The sequence below is a fragment of the Vibrio sp. 11986-1-5 genome (assembly GCF_963878025.1).
Lineage (GTDB): Bacteria > Pseudomonadota > Gammaproteobacteria > Enterobacterales > Vibrionaceae > Vibrio > Vibrio injensis.
The window spans coordinates 1-18093 of record NZ_CAWNVW010000053.1; the positions used below are offsets into that span (position 1 = coordinate 1).

The following is an 18093-nucleotide window of genomic DNA, read 5'->3' on the forward strand; positions in this document are numbered from 1 at the left end:
AAAATATCGAGTTCGCACATCTTGTTGTCTGGTTATTGATTTTTGGCGAAACCATTTGATCATACGACAAGATGTGTATCTACCTTAACTTGATGATTTTTATCAAAATCATTAGGGGATTCCTCAGGGTTTCGTATTCATATAAAGTCCTCATTATGAATCACATTGGCGCGCAGTATAAATCGGACTATCATTTCCCTATTAACAATAAAAAAACCAAAAACATCAAAATTCGGACAAATGGCACTTATTAATCAAGAAACTCACTTCGATCCTGATAGCTTAAATTCTAGCGTTGTTGGCATAGCCGCTAACGTTGGTAAACACGACTCTGGTAGGCATCAACATAAAAAAGGGCAATTACTTTTTGCTCCGCAAGGGTGTATGAGCTTTGCTTTAGACAATGCGATATGTATTTTACCGCCGACAAAAGCGGTTTGGATTCCGCCATCAACGCCACACCGTGCGACGATGACGAATGTTGTCGCTTATCGTTCGTTATACTTCGATTGCACTGATTTTGAATATCCAAATGACATCACCATAATTGAAGTAAATGCACTGCTAAAAGCACTGATTAATAAAATGTCGTTATGGTCATGGGATAAATCTGAACATGAAATGAAGAATACGACAGCTCTATTTTGGGAGGAGTTTTACGCTGCAAAACGTCATGCATTTCAAATTCCTCTACCAGTAGATCGTCGATTTAATAAATTCCGTGAGCAATTGATGAATGAATTTTTTTTAGTGCCAAGTCTGACCTCCATTGCCATCTCTATCGGAGCAAGCAGCAAAACTGTCACTAGGCTATTTAAATCAGAAACAGGGATGTCTTACCAAGACTGGAAACAGCAATGGCGTTTATTAAAAGCTATTGAATTACTTTCTAGAGGAATACAAGTGAACGACGTTGCCCATTGGCTAGATTTTTCTTCGGATAGTGCTTTTATTGCCTTTTTTAAGAAACAAACCGGACAGACACCTTTAAATTTCATAAGAAATAATATTGAGCACTTTGATGAAGGCGGTAGATAAATGGTCAAAATAATCCATGCCATACTGCGGTTGCGCCGCTGACTAAACAAAGTACCAGCGCTGCAACGCGGATTTTTTCTTTCGGCAATGAATACGTGGTTTTACGGGCTAACACATAGCCTAACCAAGCAGCGGGGATCAACGGTAAAGTCAGCAGTACATGGTGCCACGTTAAAAAACCCGTCGGCCACTGCACCATTAACGAGATGATCGAACTAAATACAAAGAAAGCCGATAAATTACCGCGCAGTTGATTAGCTTCTTGATGCTGAAGCAACAGCGCCATCGGAGGGCCACCGATGCCACTACTGGTACCAAATACGCCAGAGAAAAATCCCGCGATGCCCATCCGAGTTGGATTTGGTTCAATACGCAGCGGCAGCAAACTCACTGCTACCGCAAACAGCACTAGCAAACCCAGCCACAGAGCCAAGGCCTGAGTAGAAATCCACATCAACAGTAAACCACCGACAATCGAACCCGGTATACGCCAAATTAAGGCCATTTTTAACCCACCAATCGAAATGCTCTCGCGATGTTTCATCGCATTAAGCACCGAAATAAATAGCGCGACCAAACAGATCGGCGCTGGCACATAATCTGGAGAAATCAGGAACAACAACGGCGATGCAACCACAGCTAGCCCAAAGCCGATCGCGGTCTGTACAAAGGAGCCTATGAAAACCAACATTATGGCCATCCACACACTCGCGTCTAAATATTCCATTTCGTTGCCTTGAACTATCATGTATCGAATGGCACTGACGGTATCAGTTCAGCAATATTTCGCAATAGAAACGTTTTGCCCAAATTGACCATGTCACGGTGCACAGACGAAAGCGCTGTCTCGTAGGCACTCAGTAATCACTATTCTGCCAGACACCTTCATTCTAAAACGGTAAATCCAGTATTTCGATCTGATTAAAATGTGGTTCTGCAAGGCCTTTTAAGTAGTTCGCCACATTCAAACTTTGTGAGTGTGCGCTTTGACTGCCAAAAATAACAATCAGTTTCATATCAATTTCTTTTTAAACTGAAAGCCAGTGTTGTTGAATAAGTGGTTGAGATAGAACGCGGGATAGCCAGCACGATCGAGATAAAAATCGCTCCTGCCCCGAGAATTTGCGTCCAAGTGAGTGCTTGATCGAGAATGACATAACCCAGTAAGCAAGCCGAGACACTGCTCAAAAAACCAAGAAAAGACACAGTGACCGTTGGCAGTTGCTCAATACCACGGAACCAGAGAAAGTAAGCCAGCATAGCGCCAACCACACTCAGGTATCCGTAACCGAGGTAGTTAAGCACAGTAATTTGCTCTGGTACGCCTTCAATCCACAGGGTCGTGGGCAGCAAAAACAGGCCACCAAACAATAATTGCCAGCCGGTAAATCCGAGTGTGGACATGCCTTGAGGACGCCCCCATTTTTTGGTCAGTACTACGCCAGAGGCCATACTGAATGTTCCCAAACAGGCGATCAATAAACCTTGTATGCTCAAAGATGCGGTTTGATTAAGCACTAATAGTCCAATCCCAATAACACCTATTCCCCCCGCAGCCCACTGCAAAGGGGTGATGCGTGTGCTCAGAAGAATCCAACTCATCATCATCACCAACATAGGTTGGAATGACATCACCAATGCCGCCATTCCTCCTGGTAATTCAGTCGCTGCAAAAAATAAGCAGTAAAAGAAGAAACCAATATTAAAAAAGCCCAATACAGGTAAACGCCACCACCCATTTCCAGTTGGTAAAGTTCGAGCAAACAGTACTAGCAATATCCCAGCAGGCAGAGCTCGTACTAAAGAAGCCATGAGTGGCGAATTTGGCGGTAGTACTTCGGTGGTTACGATATAAGTGCTGCCCCATACGATAGGTGCGATAGCAGTAAGCAGCATCGTCTTGATTCCTGACGTTGTATTCATTTTTGACCCTATTTAGTAGCGTTAACTCCCATAAAAGTATCTCTTAAAAAAGATACTTTTTAGAAAATAATAGAGAAATGGTTTTTAATCAAGTATCTTTTCAGAAAGATATATTCAGAGGGAGAGATCATGTCATCAGATAACACCATGCCAAATGACAAAGTGGATGCCATTCTTGCACAGTGGCACAATGTCAGACCGGATCTAGATTGTTCTTCGATGGGCGTTGTTGGCCGATTAAACCGCACTTATGGACTTTGGAAACCTCAATTAGATCAAGTCTTCCAACGCTTTGATTTAAGCTCAGTTGAGTTTGATATTCTGGCGACCATCCGTCGTAGCAATACCGCCATCACGCCTACTGAACTATACCAAACCTTGATGCTCTCTTCCGGTGCGATCAGTACACGCATTGAACAACTGGTGCAACGCGGCTTAGTGCAGCGTATTGCCAGCGATCAAGACAGACGAAGTTGTAAGGTGATGTTGACCGAACAAGGACAAAGGTTGATCGACCAAGCCTTGAATACCCATGTCGACAATATGAATCGCATGTTAGAAGTGCTCACGGAACAAGAACAAATACAGTTAGAGCAGCTCTTAAAAAGAATTCTGCTGGCAGAATAAAACCGAAAGAGCAAAACTGATTAAGAAGGTGCGTAGATAGCAGATAAATAAGACAAAGAATGATCGGTGAGTAAGCTGCCTACGCCGATCAATCCTGTCAATCCAAGAGTAAATTCAAAGATGGCTAACCCTCTTCAACCAACACGACCACTTCAAGTCGTTAGGATAAATCACACTTACGAAGATAGAAATTCAGAAATTGCTGACTAAAATCAGCACCTTCTGTGGTTTGTGCTATACGTTAATGAGTCAGATATCAAAACAACGATAACTTATTAAGTGAGCACTTCATGTCTAACGATGCGATTTATGACCAAGCCCCTTGGGCCAAACTTTACACTCCAGAGCAATTAGCTTTGCATCAAGGTCATGCTAAAGCCAGCCATGCTTGGCGCAGTATTCCTGAAATGCTCAGTGAAGCAGCGGCCAAATACCGCCAACGTAAAGCTTTTACCACCTGCATGCCCAATGGCATGAATGGCTGCCTTACGTTTGGACAGGTGGATGAGATGTCAACCGCTTTTGCTCATTACCTACGCGGCGAGCTTGGCTTGCAAGCCGGTGATCGCGTTGCGGTGCAAATGCCAAACTGTTTAAGCTTACCCGTTGCCGTGATGGGCGTGCTCAAATCTGGCTGCATCTTAACCAGCGTTAACCCACTGTACAGCCGACGTGAAATGAGACATCAGTTCAGTGACGCTGGGGTAAAAGCCATTGTCATTTGTGATATGTTCACCGATAAACTGCAAGACGTCATCGAACAGACGCCGATCCAGCATGTTATCGTGACCTCTTTAGCCCAATGGTTTCCTCCGGTGGTACGCGGCATTCTTAAGCTGGTCTTGAAATATTGGAATAAAGTGATCCCCCCACATCAGTTAACTCATCATTCCATCGATCAAGCGATTCACCTTGGCCGTCTACGCCAAACCAACGACAAGCTCAATGTGGAAGAATATTGGCAAGATTTAACTCGCGATGACACCGCGCTACTACAATACACGGGCGGCACCACCGGCGTTGCGAAAGGGGCGATGCTCAGTCATGGTAACTTACTCGGTAACGTAGAGCAGATGGATAGCTTGGTCCAAGGGCATATCACGAGCGGCCAAGAAACCGTACTCACTGCCCTACCGCTGTATCATATTTTTGCTTTCAGCGTTAACTTGTTGGAGTTTTGGCATCAAGGGGCGCATAACATTCTAGTGCCGAGCCCAAGGCCGATCCAAAACTGTCAGCGCGCGTTTGATAACTACCCTATCAGTTGGATGACTGGCGTGAATACCTTGTATAACGCGCTACTCAATGAAGAGTGGTTCACGACCTTTCCGCCTAAACACCTTAAAGCTGCTTTAGCCGGAGGCACCGCTTTACATGCTACGGTTGCCGAACGCTGGCAAAAAGCCATTCACTGTCCGCTAGTGGAAGGTTATGGCCTAACCGAAAGCTCGCCAGTGCTCTGTTTTAATCCCTTAACCGATCCACGTCCTGACTGTATCGGCATTCCAACGCCTGGTACTCAGTTACGCTTAGTGGATGATGACGGTCATACTGTCCCGCTTGGCGAGCCGGGAGAACTGATTGCTAAGGGTGTGCAAATTATGCAGGGCTATTGGCAGCAACCGGAAGAAACCGCTCATGCGCTGCGCGAGGGTTGGTTATACACTGGCGATATCGCCATCATGCATCCCGATGGTCGCTTACGCTTAGTCGATCGGAAAAAAGATTTGATCCTTGTCAGTGGTTTTAATGTCTACCCCAACGAAGTGGAAGAAGCGATCGCCGGCTTAGAGCAAGTGATGGAGTCAGCCGTCGTCGGCGTTCCCGACCCGCTCACGGGCGAACAAGTTCAAGCTTATGTGGTGTTGCGTGAGCAAGGATTAGATGAAACCAGCGTGAAAAAACACTGTAAAAAAGAACTCGCCGCTTACAAGGTTCCGAAAAAAGTGGTCTTTGTTGATGAACTACCGAAAACGCCCGTAGGCAAGGTTCTGCGCAAAGATGTTCGTGCCATGGCCCTTGGCCAACCCACCCGTTCTGATCATTAGGAGACCACCATGTTAAGCGCTTTTGAAGAAACCCTATTATCAGTGATGATGATCATCATAATGTTTGGCATGGGTGCAAGCCTAACCTTTCGTGATTTTCGTATCGCCTTTAAACACCCTAGGGCTATCGTTGTTGGATTCAGCTCTCAGTACGCACTGATGCCTTTTATTGCTTTTGCTTTATCTTGGCTACTTAACCTCACCCCGGCGCAAACGGTCGGCATGGTATTGATTGGTTGTATGCCAGGTGGCACCACCTCAAATATCTTTGCTTACTTTTCACGCAGTCTACTTAGTTTGAGCATTATGATGACCATCTGCTCAACAATAGCGGCTTTTGTAATGGTTCCGTTGCTGATGCAATTCTATACCCAAGGAATTGATGACTCACTGCGTATCCCACCCGATCAAATTGGTCGCTTATTGTTTGCGCTCCTTATCCCCACTCTGATTGGTATCTGGTTGCGGCGTAAAAATGCCAATATTGGCGCTGTGGTTGAACTAACGGGTGGCGTGTTAGGGGCATTGGTGATTATATTCTTGCTGGCCACTTGGGTGCCACGTAACTGGCAACTGCTACTCACCACTCATTGGACGGTTTATGTTGCCGTTATCATGGTCGGGTTGATTGGTTTTAATTTTGGCTATTTCTTCTCACGCTTGCTTGGCCTTAATCCACAAAAAGCGCGCACGGTATCATTAGAAACGGGGATTCAAAATGGGCCTCTCGCGGCTTTGGTGGTTAGCTTAAGTTTTGCCGGAGAATTACAGCAACAAATCTTGTTAATTCCAGTCATGTATTCGCTGTTTATTGTTATCAACTCCACAGTAGTGACTTTCTTTTACCGTAAGCGCACCTTTAGTGAAGAGCTAGCACGCGATCAAGCAAAAATCGAACCTGCTAGTAGTACTAGCTCATCAAGCCAGTAAATATGGTTCTCACCTCAGTTATCTCTATCAAGGCCGCTAAGCGGCCTTTTTTATAACGAATGGCATATAAAAACTAGATACTAAAATCAACAGCTCTAATCGCAGTATTGATTGATGCCCATGGGGATTTATCTGTGCTTACCAGCAACAGTAAGTGATTGATGATGCAAGAACTAAAAGGTAAGCTTTATTGATAAGAAAAAGGATTAAATAACCAAGCTTAATCTTGGTTACCCAATTGTTTATCACACCATTTTTCAATATTGGGTGCATAGAGAGCTAATAAACCAATGCTCATCGCAATACCACAAATAATGTAAATCGCTATCATGTTGTCTCTCCGCGTTGTGTCTGCAAACCTATAAGCTGGCTGCCCTAGCAGCATGTGACTAAAACGCTCAGCGGTTTATATTCTAGCTAAATATATGTCTATTGGCTAACACACGACAACTTCGCTAACAGTTCGTTACGTACAATTTCAGCGCCAGCACTTAATGAGTGAAGTTTCGCTCGTGCAACCGATCGAGACAAGGGCGCCATACCACAGTTTGTACATGGATAAAGCTTATCGGCATCGACGTATTTCAGAGCATTACGCAGGGTAGCAGCCACTGCTTCTGGCGTTTCAATATGGTTTGTTGCAACATCGATAGCACCGACCATCACTTTTTTGCCGCGTACCAGTTCTAGTAACTCCATTGGCACATGAGAGTTATGACACTCTAAAGAAATAATATCGATATTCGATTGTTGCAGTTTAGGAAAAACCTCTTCGTATTGACGCCACTCACTGCCTAAGGTTTTTTTCCAATCCGTATTGGCTTTGATCCCGTAACCATAACAAATATGTACCGCGGTTTCGCATTTTAACCCATCGATGGCTCGCTCAAGCGCCTCAATTCCCCAATCATTGACTTCATCAAAAAAAACGTTGAACGCCGGCTCATCAAATTGAATGATATCGACACCAGCCGCTTCTAGCTCTTTGGCTTCTTCATTAAGAATTTTCGCAAACTCAAACGCCAGCTCTTTACGAGATTGATAATAACCATCGTACAGAGTATCAACCATCGTCATCGGCCCAGGCAGTGCCCACTTGATGGGCTTATCCGTTTGAGAACGCAAAAATTTTGCATCTTCTACAAACACCGATTTTTGCCGCGATACAGGGCCGACAACGCTTGGCACGCTAGCATCGTAACGGTCACGGATTTTCACCGTTTGTCGATTTTCAAAATCAACGCCATGCAAATGTTCGATAAAGGTCGTCACAAAGTGCTGACGGGTTTGTTCGCCGTCACTGACAATGTCTACTCCTGAGATTAATTGTTCATGTAAGGCAATACGCAAAGCGTCATATTTACCGTCTATTAGCTCTTGTTGCTCTAATTTCCAAGGTGACCAAAGCACTTCTGGCTGAGCTAACCAAGTCGGTTTTGGCAGACTACCTGCCGTCGAAGTTGGGAGTAATTTTGTCATAATGTTGGCTATTCTACTGTTTAGTTGACGATTAAGCGCACTGAGCGACCCATTGTTCAAGAACCGATTGATAAGGTTTGATGAAGACTTCTTCCGCATACTTACCTTGTTTTATCGCCAGTTGGGTGCGCTCTTCGCGGTCATAGACAATATCCGTTAACGAGTGGGCATCGCTTTTCAAGTTCGCTTCATAACGTTCACCAGCTACCTGGTTGGCAAAGTAAATCTCAGGGCGATAAATCTTTTGAAAAGTTTCCATGGTGCTGATGGTGCTAATCAGTTCCAAATTGGTGTAATCGTTCAGCAGATCGCCAAAGAAGTAGAAGGCAAAAGGCGCAACACTGTTTTTCGGCATAAAGTAACGAGCTTTTAAGCCCATTTTCTGGAAATACTGTTCCGTTAACGATAAATCCGTCGGCTGGTATTCCACCCCCAATATTGGGTGTTGGTTATTGGTGCGGTGATAGACTTTGCTGTCTGACACACTCAAACAAATCACGGGTGGCTTGGTGAAGTTTTGTTGGTAACCTTCTGAGTTAATGAATGATTTAAATAAGTTACCATGCAAAAGACCAAAATCTTCTGGTACAGAGAATTGCGCTTTGCCTTTATTGTAATCCAGTAGACGCACACTAAAATCGTAATCACGAACATAAGAAGAGAAGTTATTGCCGACAATACCTTCAATCCGTTGCCCCGTTTTGCTATCCAAAATACTGGTTTTTAGCACTTCAATCGATGGAATGGTTTCGCTGCTATTTTCTACTTTGATATTGGCGGAAATAATGTCTAACTCGACCGAGTAACGATCACCTGTTGGGTTATCCCAACAAGCCAACTCATTAAAACGTTGGTCTATCATGCGTAATACGCTACGCAAGTTCTGTTGACGATGTTCACCACGCGCTAAGTTAGCAAAGTTCGTGGTGATACGAGTGTTGTCTGCTGGATGATAATTTTCATCAAGACGAGTCTTTTTAATGGTAAAAGTAAAATGTTGAGTCATCAGCGTAATCTTCCGTGTCAATCAGATGAAACCAAATGATCATCCGTTCAATTCATGACTCAGTTATAACTCGCCCATGATTAAGTTAACAATGTTGTTACTTAATGTTGATTGTGAAAAAAATTCATGTTTGATGTGCTTCAATAAAAAATAGTAAGGCAGAAGATGACGTTGGATCTGTCATCAAATCGCTCTGCAACAACCTCGCATCTGGTCTACAGGAAAACCGTTGGCGGCTTCAAAGTACGAAAGCGAACTTGGTCAACGATTCAAGGTTTCGAAGGAATACGGATATCGAATAAGAAGCAATTTGATTTTTGGTTACGTCGTGATGAGCTGAAATTGAGAGTGCAATAGAGCTTCGCCTTCCTGAATGAACCCTTCAATATTTTTGCAATTTATGCATAAAATGAGATGCTCAGATAAGCACCTCAGAAATATCTTCAAGTTTTGCAACAAGCTTCCCTATTTAGTGTAATAAATAGTATCACTTAAATCATTGATATCTAAAGATAGTGATTTGTGTTCTTGCTTAAGTTGGTTGACGATGTCGTTATGAACATTTTTGTAAGATGAGATCTCGTTGAAGGTCATCGGTTTAAGATATTTCCTTGCATAAGCTTGGACACGGTCGTATAAATCTGACGTTTGGAGAGCACTTTTGTTCGAAGGTACGAAGGGTTTTCCGTAACTCATTGCCTCACCAATTGGTACTACTTCATTGAATGTGTGGTATCCACCAAAATTCATGAATGCAGCAACGCCAAGAGTAAGTGGTATCACTTTATCTGTTTTTCCGTACATGGACTCGCCAGACAATATAGTAGCAGCTAATAGTATGTCACACATACCACCTGATTGTGCACCTGCATATGGTTTACCTTTATAGGAGCTTTCAAGTGCATGCATACCATATGGCTGCCAGCGGTTGATTCCCGTACCATGATGGAGTTTATGACGTGTAATACCATCATTAAGCCCCAGATCTTTATAACTTTGTGGCATTGATGTCATCTCGCTTTCAGACATCATGTATGGTCTGGTTAAATCTTGTATAGGAGCATTCTCTCGCGGGATACCATTTATATTCTTGTTTCCGTTGAGAGCGATTAACAGCTCCTTTTGCTCTAAAGAGTCTGTATTATTTACTTTTTGAACGACTTGACCGAACCCCAAGCCATACTTTGCGGCATCTTCGAACACCCCATCCACAGCTTTTAATACGCCATTTTCATCTTTGATCATTGGCATACGTTCCGATCTGGCTCGGGTTAACTCGTCATCAAAGAGTTTTGTTCTGGTTTTTTGAGAAAACTCTTTGAATAAAGGGAATATATCCTTCCCTAGTATTGACTTGAGAGTGTCGGAATTTTTTCTCTGGTTTGTGCTAAAGTCTTTATGAACATTACTTTCCGGTGGGTTTAGTAACTGCCAAACAGTAGTGCCAAACGTACTAATAGCTTTTATCTTGGTAAGCATACCAGTATGATTTTTTTCACCTGTAGGGATATTCAATTCTTTGATTAGCCAATCTTTTAACGGCTCTATAGACTCTTTGGGTTGGCGACCAATTTGGTCGGAGTTACTGCTCATAGGGGAAAATTGTTTTTCAAACAGCTCAGTAAGGGTTATTTCTTTGTTGTTAAAAACAACGGTATGCTTAGTTTCGTTACTAAATATTTTTTGTAAAACATCGGACAAACTTTTCGCATGGATATCAATTAGTGTTCCAGCAGAAGAAGGTTGATTCAGTATATTCATACTAACTCCCGCCTCAAACATTTTTGCACTTGTTAAAACTTGCTTCTTTGCATCTGAAAGAGAAATCCCTCTAGCAGAGCTGAGTACTTGGTTCGTTTCTGTGTTTTTAAATTCAGATATGTTTGTATTGGCTCGATGAACGTTTAACATGTTTAGAACTTCTAGTAGACTTTGGGTGTAACTAATTTAAGAACAGCACCCACAGATTTCTAATGAAAATATATTAAAAATCATGAAAATATTAATATCATAACTCAATTTTAATATTTTCATGGTTTTTTAGAGTCATGAGTTGCCTCATCCGCTATTTGTTGTAGGCAAAAGGTTTATTCATCGAATTGAGAGAACTGACCTGAAATTACGTTCAAAATTGAAGCGTCTTTGTCCACAAAATGATTAGCTTTTCAAAATCAGAGGATATACATGACAAAATGATAGGGACGTTTATCGAACTGAAGTTTTACTGGTAATTCAACTGGCTTTAGTCATAACCGAAGGGATCTGCGAATACGCTACGCATCACAAAATCCTACAACGTTAATACATTGATATCTAGTGACTTAATTTGAGGTGGAGGATGTGTTAGGGAGTTATTCTCAGGTTCTCTAACGCTTTTACTGAATATCGAACCTGATTTGCTTATCTGCGTTCTTTAGTTGTACTCCTACCTTATTAAACGCCTTTTGAATAGTGGTTGAGACATGCTGTCGGCCTTCTCCCAGTAAAAAGTTTGCTCTATGCTGATTGGTTTCAAATACGCACACTATTGCCAAGCTTTGTGGAAAAGAAGTGTATTTGACCGTATGAGTCACTCAAAGGAAACCATCGTAGTCTTTTAACGTGCTTTCACAAACTTTGATTAACACTTCTCTAATGAAATGTGGGATATTTTATACGTTTAAAAGAATGAGATTTGAATTTTAGCGCAAGCTAGATGGGTGGAAGCCCCAGCCACATCCCGGCACACACGTCATTCGCTGTGGCTGCTTCCTTCCGGACCTGACCAAGTTCACGAACTAGTGTTGCGGGAGGACCAGGGCCTCCATAGAGCACTTTAGCGCCTTGGCTAAAGAGTGCGAGGATTATCCGGCATCCACTTCACTATTGCAACCCTCAGCCCGCATAAAATCAATAAACCTTTGTTAACTGGGCAGTAATTAAACAATCTTATTCATCATCCACTGCTGATGCTGCTGTTTTGTTCTACTCTATCTGCTCTTCACTGCTTTTTAGTAGGTAGTCCGTCATCCATGCCGTCGCCAGTAGACACAACCAAACCACAAAGACAGGTTTGGGCACTTCGATAGTGGGAGCCAGCACGATGCCCATAAACGCCACCGACGGTAGCGTCCAGCACAATAACGTTGGCCAATGCTGTGCTCTTTGCTTCACCAGTTTATTGATGATGGCCATTAACCCAGTCACGCACAATGAAATAACAACCGCGAAGGTAAATTCAGCAATCCACAAAGGCAGCAACAATAATAATGCCCACCAGTGGCGAACCGATGAAGGCGTGTATTTCCAACTATTAACTGCCCACCATATTGCGCTCACCGAGAGTATTTGTAATACCGTCATCACCGGAGTGCCATCAAGCTTACCTGCTGACTGCGTGGTCATAATGCCGACTTGCAACGTCAGTAAAATTAAACCACAAATCACCATGACCCCTTTATGGCGAGGCGCAGAAAAAGCCACCATCAGTAATGGGAAGATAACCCACATACTAACAGATAACGCGGCTGGCTGATAAGACAGCGTGAAGCCATAGGTCAGTAAACCTATCAATAACACTAAACCAGCATTCCCGCTACGAGGTAACATCCATAATGCAGGCGCTAATAAAGCGATCAATGACCAGTTGCCTTCACTCAAACCTAGGGCTTGACCGCAGACAATCGCTAAGATTATGGTGATCATAAATTGCATAACCGACACTATCATACCCTCTCCTTATACCTATCCGTGGTAACCATTGAACTAGGGCTTTATGAGTATGGACCAATTTTCTCAACAAATCTTTGCCTTAGTGCACCAAATTCCTTTTGGTCGAGTAGCGACCTATGGACAAGTTGCCCATTTAGCGGGCTATCCGGGCTATGCTCGTCAGGTAGGAAAAGTGTTAAGCCGATTGCCGCAAGGCAGCAAACTGCCTTGGTTTAGAGTGATTAATAGCCGAGGTGAGTCATCGTTGAGCGGGGCCGATAAAGCGCGTCAACACGCTTTACTGCTTGCCGAACAGATTGTGATCAATTCATCTGGAAAAATTTCACTACGCCAGTATCAATGGCAGCCTTAGAGGTTTATCTCATCAGCAAAGGGGCGAGGTATCGTTTCAACATGTTTCATAAATCACATTCCCTCTTGACAAATATTTGACCTCTTTCACAAAATAGCAGCTAATACTTAAGTGAACTAATTTTAGTCTATACCCAAATAACTTGGATCTACAGGTAAGAAGGGTATACAAGCAACCATCATTAGGTGAGGGTCATGAGTAAACCACTAAGCGAATTATTACGCCTACTACAGCTTGAAAAGCTTGAAGAAGGTTTGTACCGAGGTGAAAGCGAGAACCTCGGTTTACCCCAAGTCTATGGCGGTCAAGTGATTGGGCAAGCGCTCTCAGCGGCCCGTTACACGGTAGACTCTGATCGCACCGTCCATTCCTTCCATAGCTACTTTTTGTATCCGGGCGATCCTGAAAAACCAATTATTTATGATGTAGAAAACCTACGTGATGGTCGTAGCTTTAGCACCCGTCGGGTCAAAGCGATTCAAAACGGTCGACCGATTTTTTATCTCACCGCTTCTTATCATGGTGAAGCGCCGGGCTTTGAACATCAAAATACAATGCCCAATATCCCTGGGCCTGAAAACTTTGCTTCAGAATCCGAGCTGGCGGCACAAATCGCCCATTTACTGCCAGAAAAAATTCGTAACGCGTTTTGCGGTGAGAAACCGATTGAGATCCGTCCTGTGACGGTGATTAACCCGTTAAAACCACAAAAAGAAGAGCCTAAACAATATTTATGGATTCGCGCGAATGGTGAAGTGCCTGATGATCAGTTAATTCATCAATACTTACTCGGTTATGCGTCAGATTGGGGATTTCTCGTTACCGCGCTGCATCCTCATCAAGTCTCACTGATGACACCGAATTTCCAAGTGGCAACGATCGATCATTCCATCTGGTTCCATCGCCCGTTTAAAATGGATGAATGGCTGCTTTATGCGATTGAAAGCCCCACCGCAAGCAATACCCGTGGTTTAGTGCGTGGTGAGATTTATAACCAGCAAGGGGCTTTGGTAGCGACAGCGGTACAAGAAGGGGTGATGCGTTTTAAATAAAGCATCCCCACTATCACTATAGTGGTAAGGCGGTGGTGTATTTCAAAGACTCCATCGCAAAAGTGGAAGTCACATTATTTAAACCATCGACGCTATTGACCAGTTTTTTATAGAACTGGTCAAAATTTTTCATGTCTTTGACCAGTACTTTCATCATGTAATCATACTCACCAGCCATGCGATAAAACTCCATCACTTCCGGAAAATCCTCCACCGTATTCACAAATCGCTGATACCACTCATGAGAATGATCACTGGTTTTCACCATCACAAAAGCAATAAAAGATAACCCTAAACGTTCTGGATCGAGCAGCGCCACGCGTTGGCTGATCACCCCCGACTCTTCAAGTTTTTTCAATCGCTTCCAACATGGTGTGCTGGTTAAATTGACCGCCTCGGCTAATTCATTGAGCGATAGCGTACTGTCTTTTTGCAACATCGCCAGTAGCTGTTTATCTATTCGATCCATCTCTCACCTTTTTGCTACAAAATTAGATAACAGGAGAAAATAATTCTCTTAAACTAGCAAATACAAAGCAAGATAACCAAGTTTTTCTCTCGAACACAACGTACATTATCGGCATTAACTCATGAGCTATTGCTCACCATGACTATGAGAACGCCACCATGTGTACCGACCATCAATGGATTAATAACGCGATTCGTAAAATCGAGGCCGATTTTCAACGCTCGGCTGATACCCATTTAATTAAGCTCGATCTCCCTAGCATTGCAGGAATTGATCTTTATCTTAAAGATGAGAGCACGCATCCAACCGGTTCACTCAAACACCGCTTAGCTCGCTCTTTGTTTTTGTATGCGATATGTAATGGCTGGGTTGGTCCAGATACGCCAATTATTGAAGCCTCTTCTGGCAGCACCGCGATTTCTGAGGCCTATTTTGCCCGCTTATTAGGGTTACCTTTTATTGCGGTGATGCCGAAATGCACAGCACCTAAGAAAATCGAACAAATTGAGTTTTATGGTGGCAAGGCACATTTAGTCGATCGCAGCGATCAAATTTATGCCGAGTCTCGCCGCTTAGCACAAGCGTTAAACGGTCATTATATGGATCAATTTACTTATGCTGAACGTGCTACCGATTGGCGCGGTAACAGTAATATCGCCGATAGTATTTTCCAGCAAATGCAACGAGAAGATCATCCTATTCCAAGTTGGATTGTGATGAGCCCAGGCACCGGCGGCACTTCCGCGACCATTGGCCGCTTTATCCGTTATCAACAACATAATACTAAGCTGTGCGTCGTCGACCCAGAAAACTCGGTATTCTTCGATTATTACCAAACGCGCAATAGTGAGTTAACGCTACAGTGCGGCAGTAAAATTGAAGGCATTGGCCGACCACGTGTCGAACCGAGTTTTATTCCTAATGTGGTTGATGAGATGAGACAAATCCCCGATGCGGCCAGTATCGCTACCATTCATTGGTTAGAAAAAATCTTGGGAAGAAAAGCAGGTGCATCAACCGGAACCAACCTTTATGGCGCACTTCAGTTAGCCAGTGAGATGAAACAGCGCGGTGAACAAGGCTCAATAGTGACCTTATTATGCGACAGTGGTGAGCGTTATTTGGATACTTATTACAACCCAGAGTGGCTAGCGCACAACATCGGTGACTTAGCACCTTACGCCGATAAATTAGAGACGTTTCAACAAATAGGCCAACTAGATTAAGCTATTTTTACGATACAAGATTAGAAGATAACTAAGGGCCGTTGCCCCCTAATCAAGTCGGCCATTTTTGTTCCAACGATGACTGTTCTCTGACAGCCAATGACAATAACATGACGCTTATCTGACGATTTTTACCTTAATTTGATGGATAATCGCCCTATTATTCACAAGCCAGATTGAAGATGTTGCCCTAAACGCATGTCTCTAGAGCAGTTGCAACTTCAGATATCAACATGGCTACTACAACGTCCGTTTCAAAAAGGTATTAACTATGATCAAAAAATCTCTTTTTACCGTCAGTGCACTAGCCCTAGTATTAGCTGGCTGTGACAATCAGCAGCAAACTTCGGCCCCTGTCGAGTCACAAACTACCGCTCCAGTCACTGTTGATGTCAATGATGATGAAGCCGTGATGGATGAAGCATTTAAGAGTGAGCATACCGCTTACAATAGCTTAGATTGGCAAGGGACCTATCAAGGCGTACTCCCTTGTGCGGATTGTGCAGGCATTGAGTATACCTTGGTCTTAAATGATGATCTGACCTATCAACTTACCCAAGTTTACCAAGGCAAAGAAGAGGCCGCTCCATTTGTCTCGCAAGGAACATTCCATTGGGAAAACAATGGCAGCGTCATCACCTTAGATGAGGAGTCGGATGCACCCAATCAATACTTTGTCGGTGAAAATATGTTGATGAAATTAGACATCAATGGCGAGAGAATCACTGGCGATTTAGCGTCTTTGTATAATCTTAAAAAACAATAGCCGTTGCTTCGATAAATTCTTTTCACTTATCCCCAACCACCTAAGAATAAAGTGTTTGGGGATAAAACCAAGATTAAGAATTTTGCTGGCGTGCAGCAAAAGCCGCCGCTTGCTCTGGTGTTGCCGGTAATTGATGGTTCGCTTTCCACTCATCGTAGCTCATGCCATAAACGCGTTCACGCGCTCTATCAATATCCATTTCAACCCCTATTGCCTCAGCTTCCGCTTGATACCATTTACAAAAACAATTACGACAAAAACCAGCCAAGATCATGAGATCAATATTCTGCACGTCCTTATTATTATCTAAATGCGCTAACAGACGACGAAAGACTGCCGCATCGATTTTATCTTGTTGTTCTTGAGTTAAGTGTTGAATGTTCGCTTCTGACATGATGTTTCCTTTTGAGTTATGAGTGGTAGCATTAGCTTATCTCAAGATAGCAAAACGCCCAAGCAAGCTTGGGCGTTCATCAATCATCCAACACGGATGATCAACCTTGGATACCAACAATTAGCCATGGCGCATTAGGTTGCGTTAAGTCACGCTCTAAATGCCAAATATCTAAAATTTCTTCTTCCGTTTCATCGCCTAAATCTCGGCAACGACCCGTAAATTGTAAACTGAGCTGCGCTTTACGATCATCGTAATCAGCACGAACAATCTCCGCGTCCACATACATCACTTCAGTTTGTGGCTGTTGATCCAGCTTTTCTCGCTCAGCTTTCAGATCAGCGAACAAACTTTCAGACACGTACTCCTGAATTGTTTCAAGTTGGTTGTGATTCCAAGCACCTTGCAAAATACGATAATGCTCACGTGAGCCATTAATGAAAGCGATTTTATCAAAACTCGGTGGATAGTTATGAGGGACATCACTGTACATGGTTGAACCAAAGCCCGAACTGGCTGCAGGTTTAAATTCCTGCTCAGGAGCTTGCTCAAAACTTTGACGATGGACATTGGTGTTATAAACGGGTTGCTGAGGATTCAAACTCCCCGGTTTACCGGCCAGAAAATGACGAGCAAGCTTAAAGAGTGCAAACCCTATCAGACCGAAGATCAAAATATCCATAAATTGGATACCTTCAAAGGCATCACCAAAAAACGCAGCCAGTAGGCCACCAGCCAGTAAGCCACCCATTAGGCCGCCCATTAAGCCTCCGCGACTGTTCGTCGCAGCAGGTTGCTGATTATTTTGCTGGCGCTGTGGAGCGGCTTGTTGCTGTTGGTGGTTTTGTGCTGGTGCCGTTCGATGGTTTTGACCAAACGATTTGCCACCGCCCATCCGTCGAGCTTCAGCATCAGGAATCACCATCACAGTGATCATCAGTAACGCCATAAAAGAAAACAAACGCTTCATATATTTCCTCAGGGGATTTTATTAGGTACAAAAGGCTTTTATTCTTTGTCATGATAGTCACTTCAAGACGCTAAGCAAACCTTTTGCCTGACTGACATGTAT

Annotated in this window: 18 protein-coding genes, 1 other RNA gene and 3 pseudogenes; 10 read left to right on the top strand and 12 right to left on the bottom strand. The window is 43.4% G+C overall.

What is annotated here, in order from left to right:
* Window positions 1-240 precede the first annotated feature (240 nt).
* A complete protein-coding gene (locus tag AACS00_RS15165) occupies window positions 241-1038 on the top strand; it encodes an AraC family transcriptional regulator (RefSeq protein ID WP_110167886.1) in 798 nt (265 codons plus the stop codon).
* A gap of 4 nt (window positions 1039-1042) precedes the next feature.
* Here AACS00_RS15165 and AACS00_RS15170 read toward each other — a convergent pair whose 3' ends face one another.
* From AACS00_RS15170 to AACS00_RS15180, 3 genes are all read right to left on the bottom strand, one after another.
* A complete protein-coding gene (locus AACS00_RS15170; RefSeq protein ID WP_110167887.1) occupies window positions 1043-1765 on the bottom strand; it encodes a sulfite exporter TauE/SafE family protein in 723 nt (240 codons plus the stop codon).
* A gap of 163 nt (window positions 1766-1928) precedes the next feature.
* A complete protein-coding gene (locus AACS00_RS15175) occupies window positions 1929-2054 on the bottom strand; it encodes a hypothetical protein (protein WP_258306877.1) in 126 nt (41 codons plus the stop codon).
* A gap of 1 nt (window position 2055) precedes the next feature.
* Window positions 2056-2961: an EamA family transporter gene (locus AACS00_RS15180; protein WP_110167888.1), complete on the bottom strand. Its 906-nt coding sequence runs from the start codon at window positions 2959-2961 to the stop codon at window positions 2056-2058.
* A gap of 147 nt (window positions 2962-3108) precedes the next feature.
* On the opposite strand from AACS00_RS15180, the gene AACS00_RS15185 reads away from it, so the two are divergent.
* The 3 genes from AACS00_RS15185 (at window position 3109) to AACS00_RS15195 (ending at window position 6566) form a co-directional block, all read left to right on the top strand.
* The gene (locus AACS00_RS15185) at window positions 3109-3588 is read left to right on the top strand and encodes a MarR family winged helix-turn-helix transcriptional regulator (protein ID WP_110167979.1); all 480 of its coding nucleotides are present in this window, start codon (window positions 3109-3111) and stop codon (window positions 3586-3588) included.
* A gap of 290 nt (window positions 3589-3878) precedes the next feature.
* Complete coding sequence (locus tag AACS00_RS15190; RefSeq protein WP_110167889.1) at window positions 3879-5636, top strand: AMP-binding protein; 1758 nt, start codon at window positions 3879-3881, stop codon at window positions 5634-5636.
* Between the two features lie 9 nt (window positions 5637-5645).
* Window positions 5646-6566 (top strand): bile acid:sodium symporter family protein, encoded by a 921-nt coding sequence (locus AACS00_RS15195; RefSeq protein WP_110167890.1) that lies wholly within the window; start codon window positions 5646-5648, stop codon window positions 6564-6566.
* Window positions 6567-6995: 429 nt separating this feature from the next.
* On the opposite strand, the gene AACS00_RS15200 is transcribed toward AACS00_RS15195, so the two are convergent.
* Both AACS00_RS15200 and AACS00_RS15205 read right to left on the bottom strand, forming a co-directional pair.
* Complete coding sequence (locus tag AACS00_RS15200; protein WP_072669340.1) at window positions 6996-8045, bottom strand: methionine synthase; 1050 nt, start codon at window positions 8043-8045, stop codon at window positions 6996-6998.
* A 31-nt stretch (window positions 8046-8076) separates the two neighbouring features.
* Entirely contained in the window at window positions 8077-9051 is a 975-nt protein-coding gene (locus tag AACS00_RS15205; RefSeq protein WP_072669341.1) for a DUF1852 domain-containing protein, read from the bottom strand.
* Between the two features lie 231 nt (window positions 9052-9282).
* Here AACS00_RS15205 and AACS00_RS16785 point away from each other — a divergent pair.
* Window positions 9283-9408, top strand: a pseudogene (locus tag AACS00_RS16785) (IS6 family transposase); the annotation flags it as partial.
* Window positions 9409-9516: 108 nt separating this feature from the next.
* Here AACS00_RS16785 and AACS00_RS15210 read toward each other — a convergent pair.
* A complete protein-coding gene (locus AACS00_RS15210) occupies window positions 9517-10962 on the bottom strand; it encodes a hypothetical protein (protein ID WP_110167891.1) in 1446 nt (481 codons plus the stop codon).
* Between the two features lie 163 nt (window positions 10963-11125).
* On the opposite strand from AACS00_RS15210, the pseudogene AACS00_RS15215 reads away from it, so the two are divergent.
* A pseudogene (locus AACS00_RS15215) lies at window positions 11126-11282 on the top strand (IS1 family transposase); the annotation flags it as partial.
* 144 nt (window positions 11283-11426) lie between these two features.
* Here AACS00_RS15215 and AACS00_RS15220 read toward each other — a convergent pair.
* The 3 genes and pseudogenes from AACS00_RS15220 to AACS00_RS15230 all read right to left on the bottom strand — a co-directional run bounded on the left by AACS00_RS15220 (window position 11427) and on the right by AACS00_RS15230 (window position 12759).
* Window positions 11427-11699: pseudogene (locus AACS00_RS15220) on the bottom strand (Fis family transcriptional regulator).
* Window positions 11700-11754: 55 nt separating this feature from the next.
* An RNA gene (gene ffs, locus AACS00_RS15225) (signal recognition particle sRNA small type) lies at window positions 11755-11851 on the bottom strand.
* A 164-nt stretch (window positions 11852-12015) separates the two neighbouring features.
* Window positions 12016-12759 (bottom strand): hypothetical protein, encoded by a 744-nt coding sequence (locus AACS00_RS15230; RefSeq protein WP_110167893.1) that lies wholly within the window; start codon window positions 12757-12759, stop codon window positions 12016-12018.
* Window positions 12760-12811: 52 nt separating this feature from the next.
* On the opposite strand from AACS00_RS15230, the gene AACS00_RS15235 reads away from it, so the two are divergent.
* Both AACS00_RS15235 and tesB read left to right on the top strand, forming a co-directional pair.
* Window positions 12812-13114, top strand: a complete 303-nt coding sequence (locus tag AACS00_RS15235; RefSeq protein ID WP_110167894.1) for an MGMT family protein — start codon at window positions 12812-12814, stop codon at window positions 13112-13114.
* Between the two features lie 194 nt (window positions 13115-13308).
* Entirely contained in the window at window positions 13309-14166 is an 858-nt protein-coding gene (tesB, locus tag AACS00_RS15240) for an acyl-CoA thioesterase II (protein WP_110167895.1), read from the top strand.
* Between the two features lie 16 nt (window positions 14167-14182).
* Here the strand turns inward: tesB and AACS00_RS15245 are convergent, their stop codons facing one another.
* The gene (locus AACS00_RS15245) at window positions 14183-14635 is read right to left on the bottom strand and encodes an Lrp/AsnC family transcriptional regulator (RefSeq protein WP_072669352.1); all 453 of its coding nucleotides are present in this window, start codon (window positions 14633-14635) and stop codon (window positions 14183-14185) included.
* A gap of 158 nt (window positions 14636-14793) precedes the next feature.
* On the opposite strand from AACS00_RS15245, the gene AACS00_RS15250 reads away from it, so the two are divergent.
* Together AACS00_RS15250 and AACS00_RS15255 are read left to right on the top strand one after the other, a co-directional pair.
* A complete protein-coding gene (locus AACS00_RS15250) occupies window positions 14794-15861 on the top strand; it encodes a PLP-dependent cysteine synthase family protein (RefSeq protein ID WP_110167896.1) in 1068 nt (355 codons plus the stop codon).
* 274 nt (window positions 15862-16135) lie between these two features.
* The gene (locus AACS00_RS15255; protein WP_181397607.1) at window positions 16136-16627 is read left to right on the top strand and encodes a copper resistance protein NlpE; all 492 of its coding nucleotides are present in this window, start codon (window positions 16136-16138) and stop codon (window positions 16625-16627) included.
* Window positions 16628-16700: 73 nt separating this feature from the next.
* Here AACS00_RS15255 and AACS00_RS15260 read toward each other — a convergent pair whose 3' ends face one another.
* Complete coding sequence (locus AACS00_RS15260) at window positions 16701-17021, bottom strand: DUF1244 domain-containing protein (RefSeq protein ID WP_072669354.1); 321 nt, start codon at window positions 17019-17021, stop codon at window positions 16701-16703.
* A 100-nt stretch (window positions 17022-17121) separates the two neighbouring features.
* Window positions 17122-17991 carry a Tim44 domain-containing protein gene (locus AACS00_RS15265; protein ID WP_110167898.1) on the bottom strand — a complete coding sequence of 290 codons (870 nt, stop codon included), beginning with the start codon at window positions 17989-17991 and terminating at the stop codon, window positions 17122-17124.
* Between the last annotated feature and the right edge of the window lie 102 nt (window positions 17992-18093).

Excerpts from the sequence above, each read along its gene's own strand:
- AACS00_RS15165 (WP_110167886.1), top strand. The coding sequence starts at position 241 with ATGGCACTTATTAATCAAGAAACTCACTTCGATCCTGATAGCTTAAAT.
- AACS00_RS15170 (WP_110167887.1), bottom strand. The coding sequence starts at position 1,765 with ATGGAATATTTAGACGCGAGTGTGTGGATGGCCATAATGTTGGTTTTC.
- AACS00_RS15175 (WP_258306877.1), bottom strand. The coding sequence starts at position 2,054 with ATGAAACTGATTGTTATTTTTGGCAGTCAAAGCGCACACTCACAAAGT.
- AACS00_RS15180 (WP_110167888.1), bottom strand. The coding sequence starts at position 2,961 with ATGAATACAACGTCAGGAATCAAGACGATGCTGCTTACTGCTATCGCA.
- AACS00_RS15185 (WP_110167979.1), top strand. The coding sequence starts at position 3,109 with ATGCCAAATGACAAAGTGGATGCCATTCTTGCACAGTGGCACAATGTC.
- AACS00_RS15190 (WP_110167889.1), top strand. The coding sequence starts at position 3,879 with ATGTCTAACGATGCGATTTATGACCAAGCCCCTTGGGCCAAACTTTAC.
- AACS00_RS15195 (WP_110167890.1), top strand. The coding sequence starts at position 5,646 with ATGTTAAGCGCTTTTGAAGAAACCCTATTATCAGTGATGATGATCATC.
- AACS00_RS15200 (WP_072669340.1), bottom strand. The coding sequence starts at position 8,045 with ATGACAAAATTACTCCCAACTTCGACGGCAGGTAGTCTGCCAAAACCG.
- AACS00_RS15205 (WP_072669341.1), bottom strand. The coding sequence starts at position 9,051 with ATGACTCAACATTTTACTTTTACCATTAAAAAGACTCGTCTTGATGAA.
- AACS00_RS15210 (WP_110167891.1), bottom strand. The coding sequence starts at position 10,962 with ATGTTAAACGTTCATCGAGCCAATACAAACATATCTGAATTTAAAAAC.
- AACS00_RS15230 (WP_110167893.1), bottom strand. The coding sequence starts at position 12,759 with ATGATAGTGTCGGTTATGCAATTTATGATCACCATAATCTTAGCGATT.
- AACS00_RS15235 (WP_110167894.1), top strand. The coding sequence starts at position 12,812 with ATGGACCAATTTTCTCAACAAATCTTTGCCTTAGTGCACCAAATTCCT.
- tesB (WP_110167895.1), top strand. The coding sequence starts at position 13,309 with ATGAGTAAACCACTAAGCGAATTATTACGCCTACTACAGCTTGAAAAG.
- AACS00_RS15245 (WP_072669352.1), bottom strand. The coding sequence starts at position 14,635 with ATGGATCGAATAGATAAACAGCTACTGGCGATGTTGCAAAAAGACAGT.
- AACS00_RS15250 (WP_110167896.1), top strand. The coding sequence starts at position 14,794 with ATGTGTACCGACCATCAATGGATTAATAACGCGATTCGTAAAATCGAG.
- AACS00_RS15260 (WP_072669354.1), bottom strand. The coding sequence starts at position 17,021 with ATGTCAGAAGCGAACATTCAACACTTAACTCAAGAACAACAAGATAAA.
- AACS00_RS15265 (WP_110167898.1), bottom strand. The coding sequence starts at position 17,991 with ATGAAGCGTTTGTTTTCTTTTATGGCGTTACTGATGATCACTGTGATG.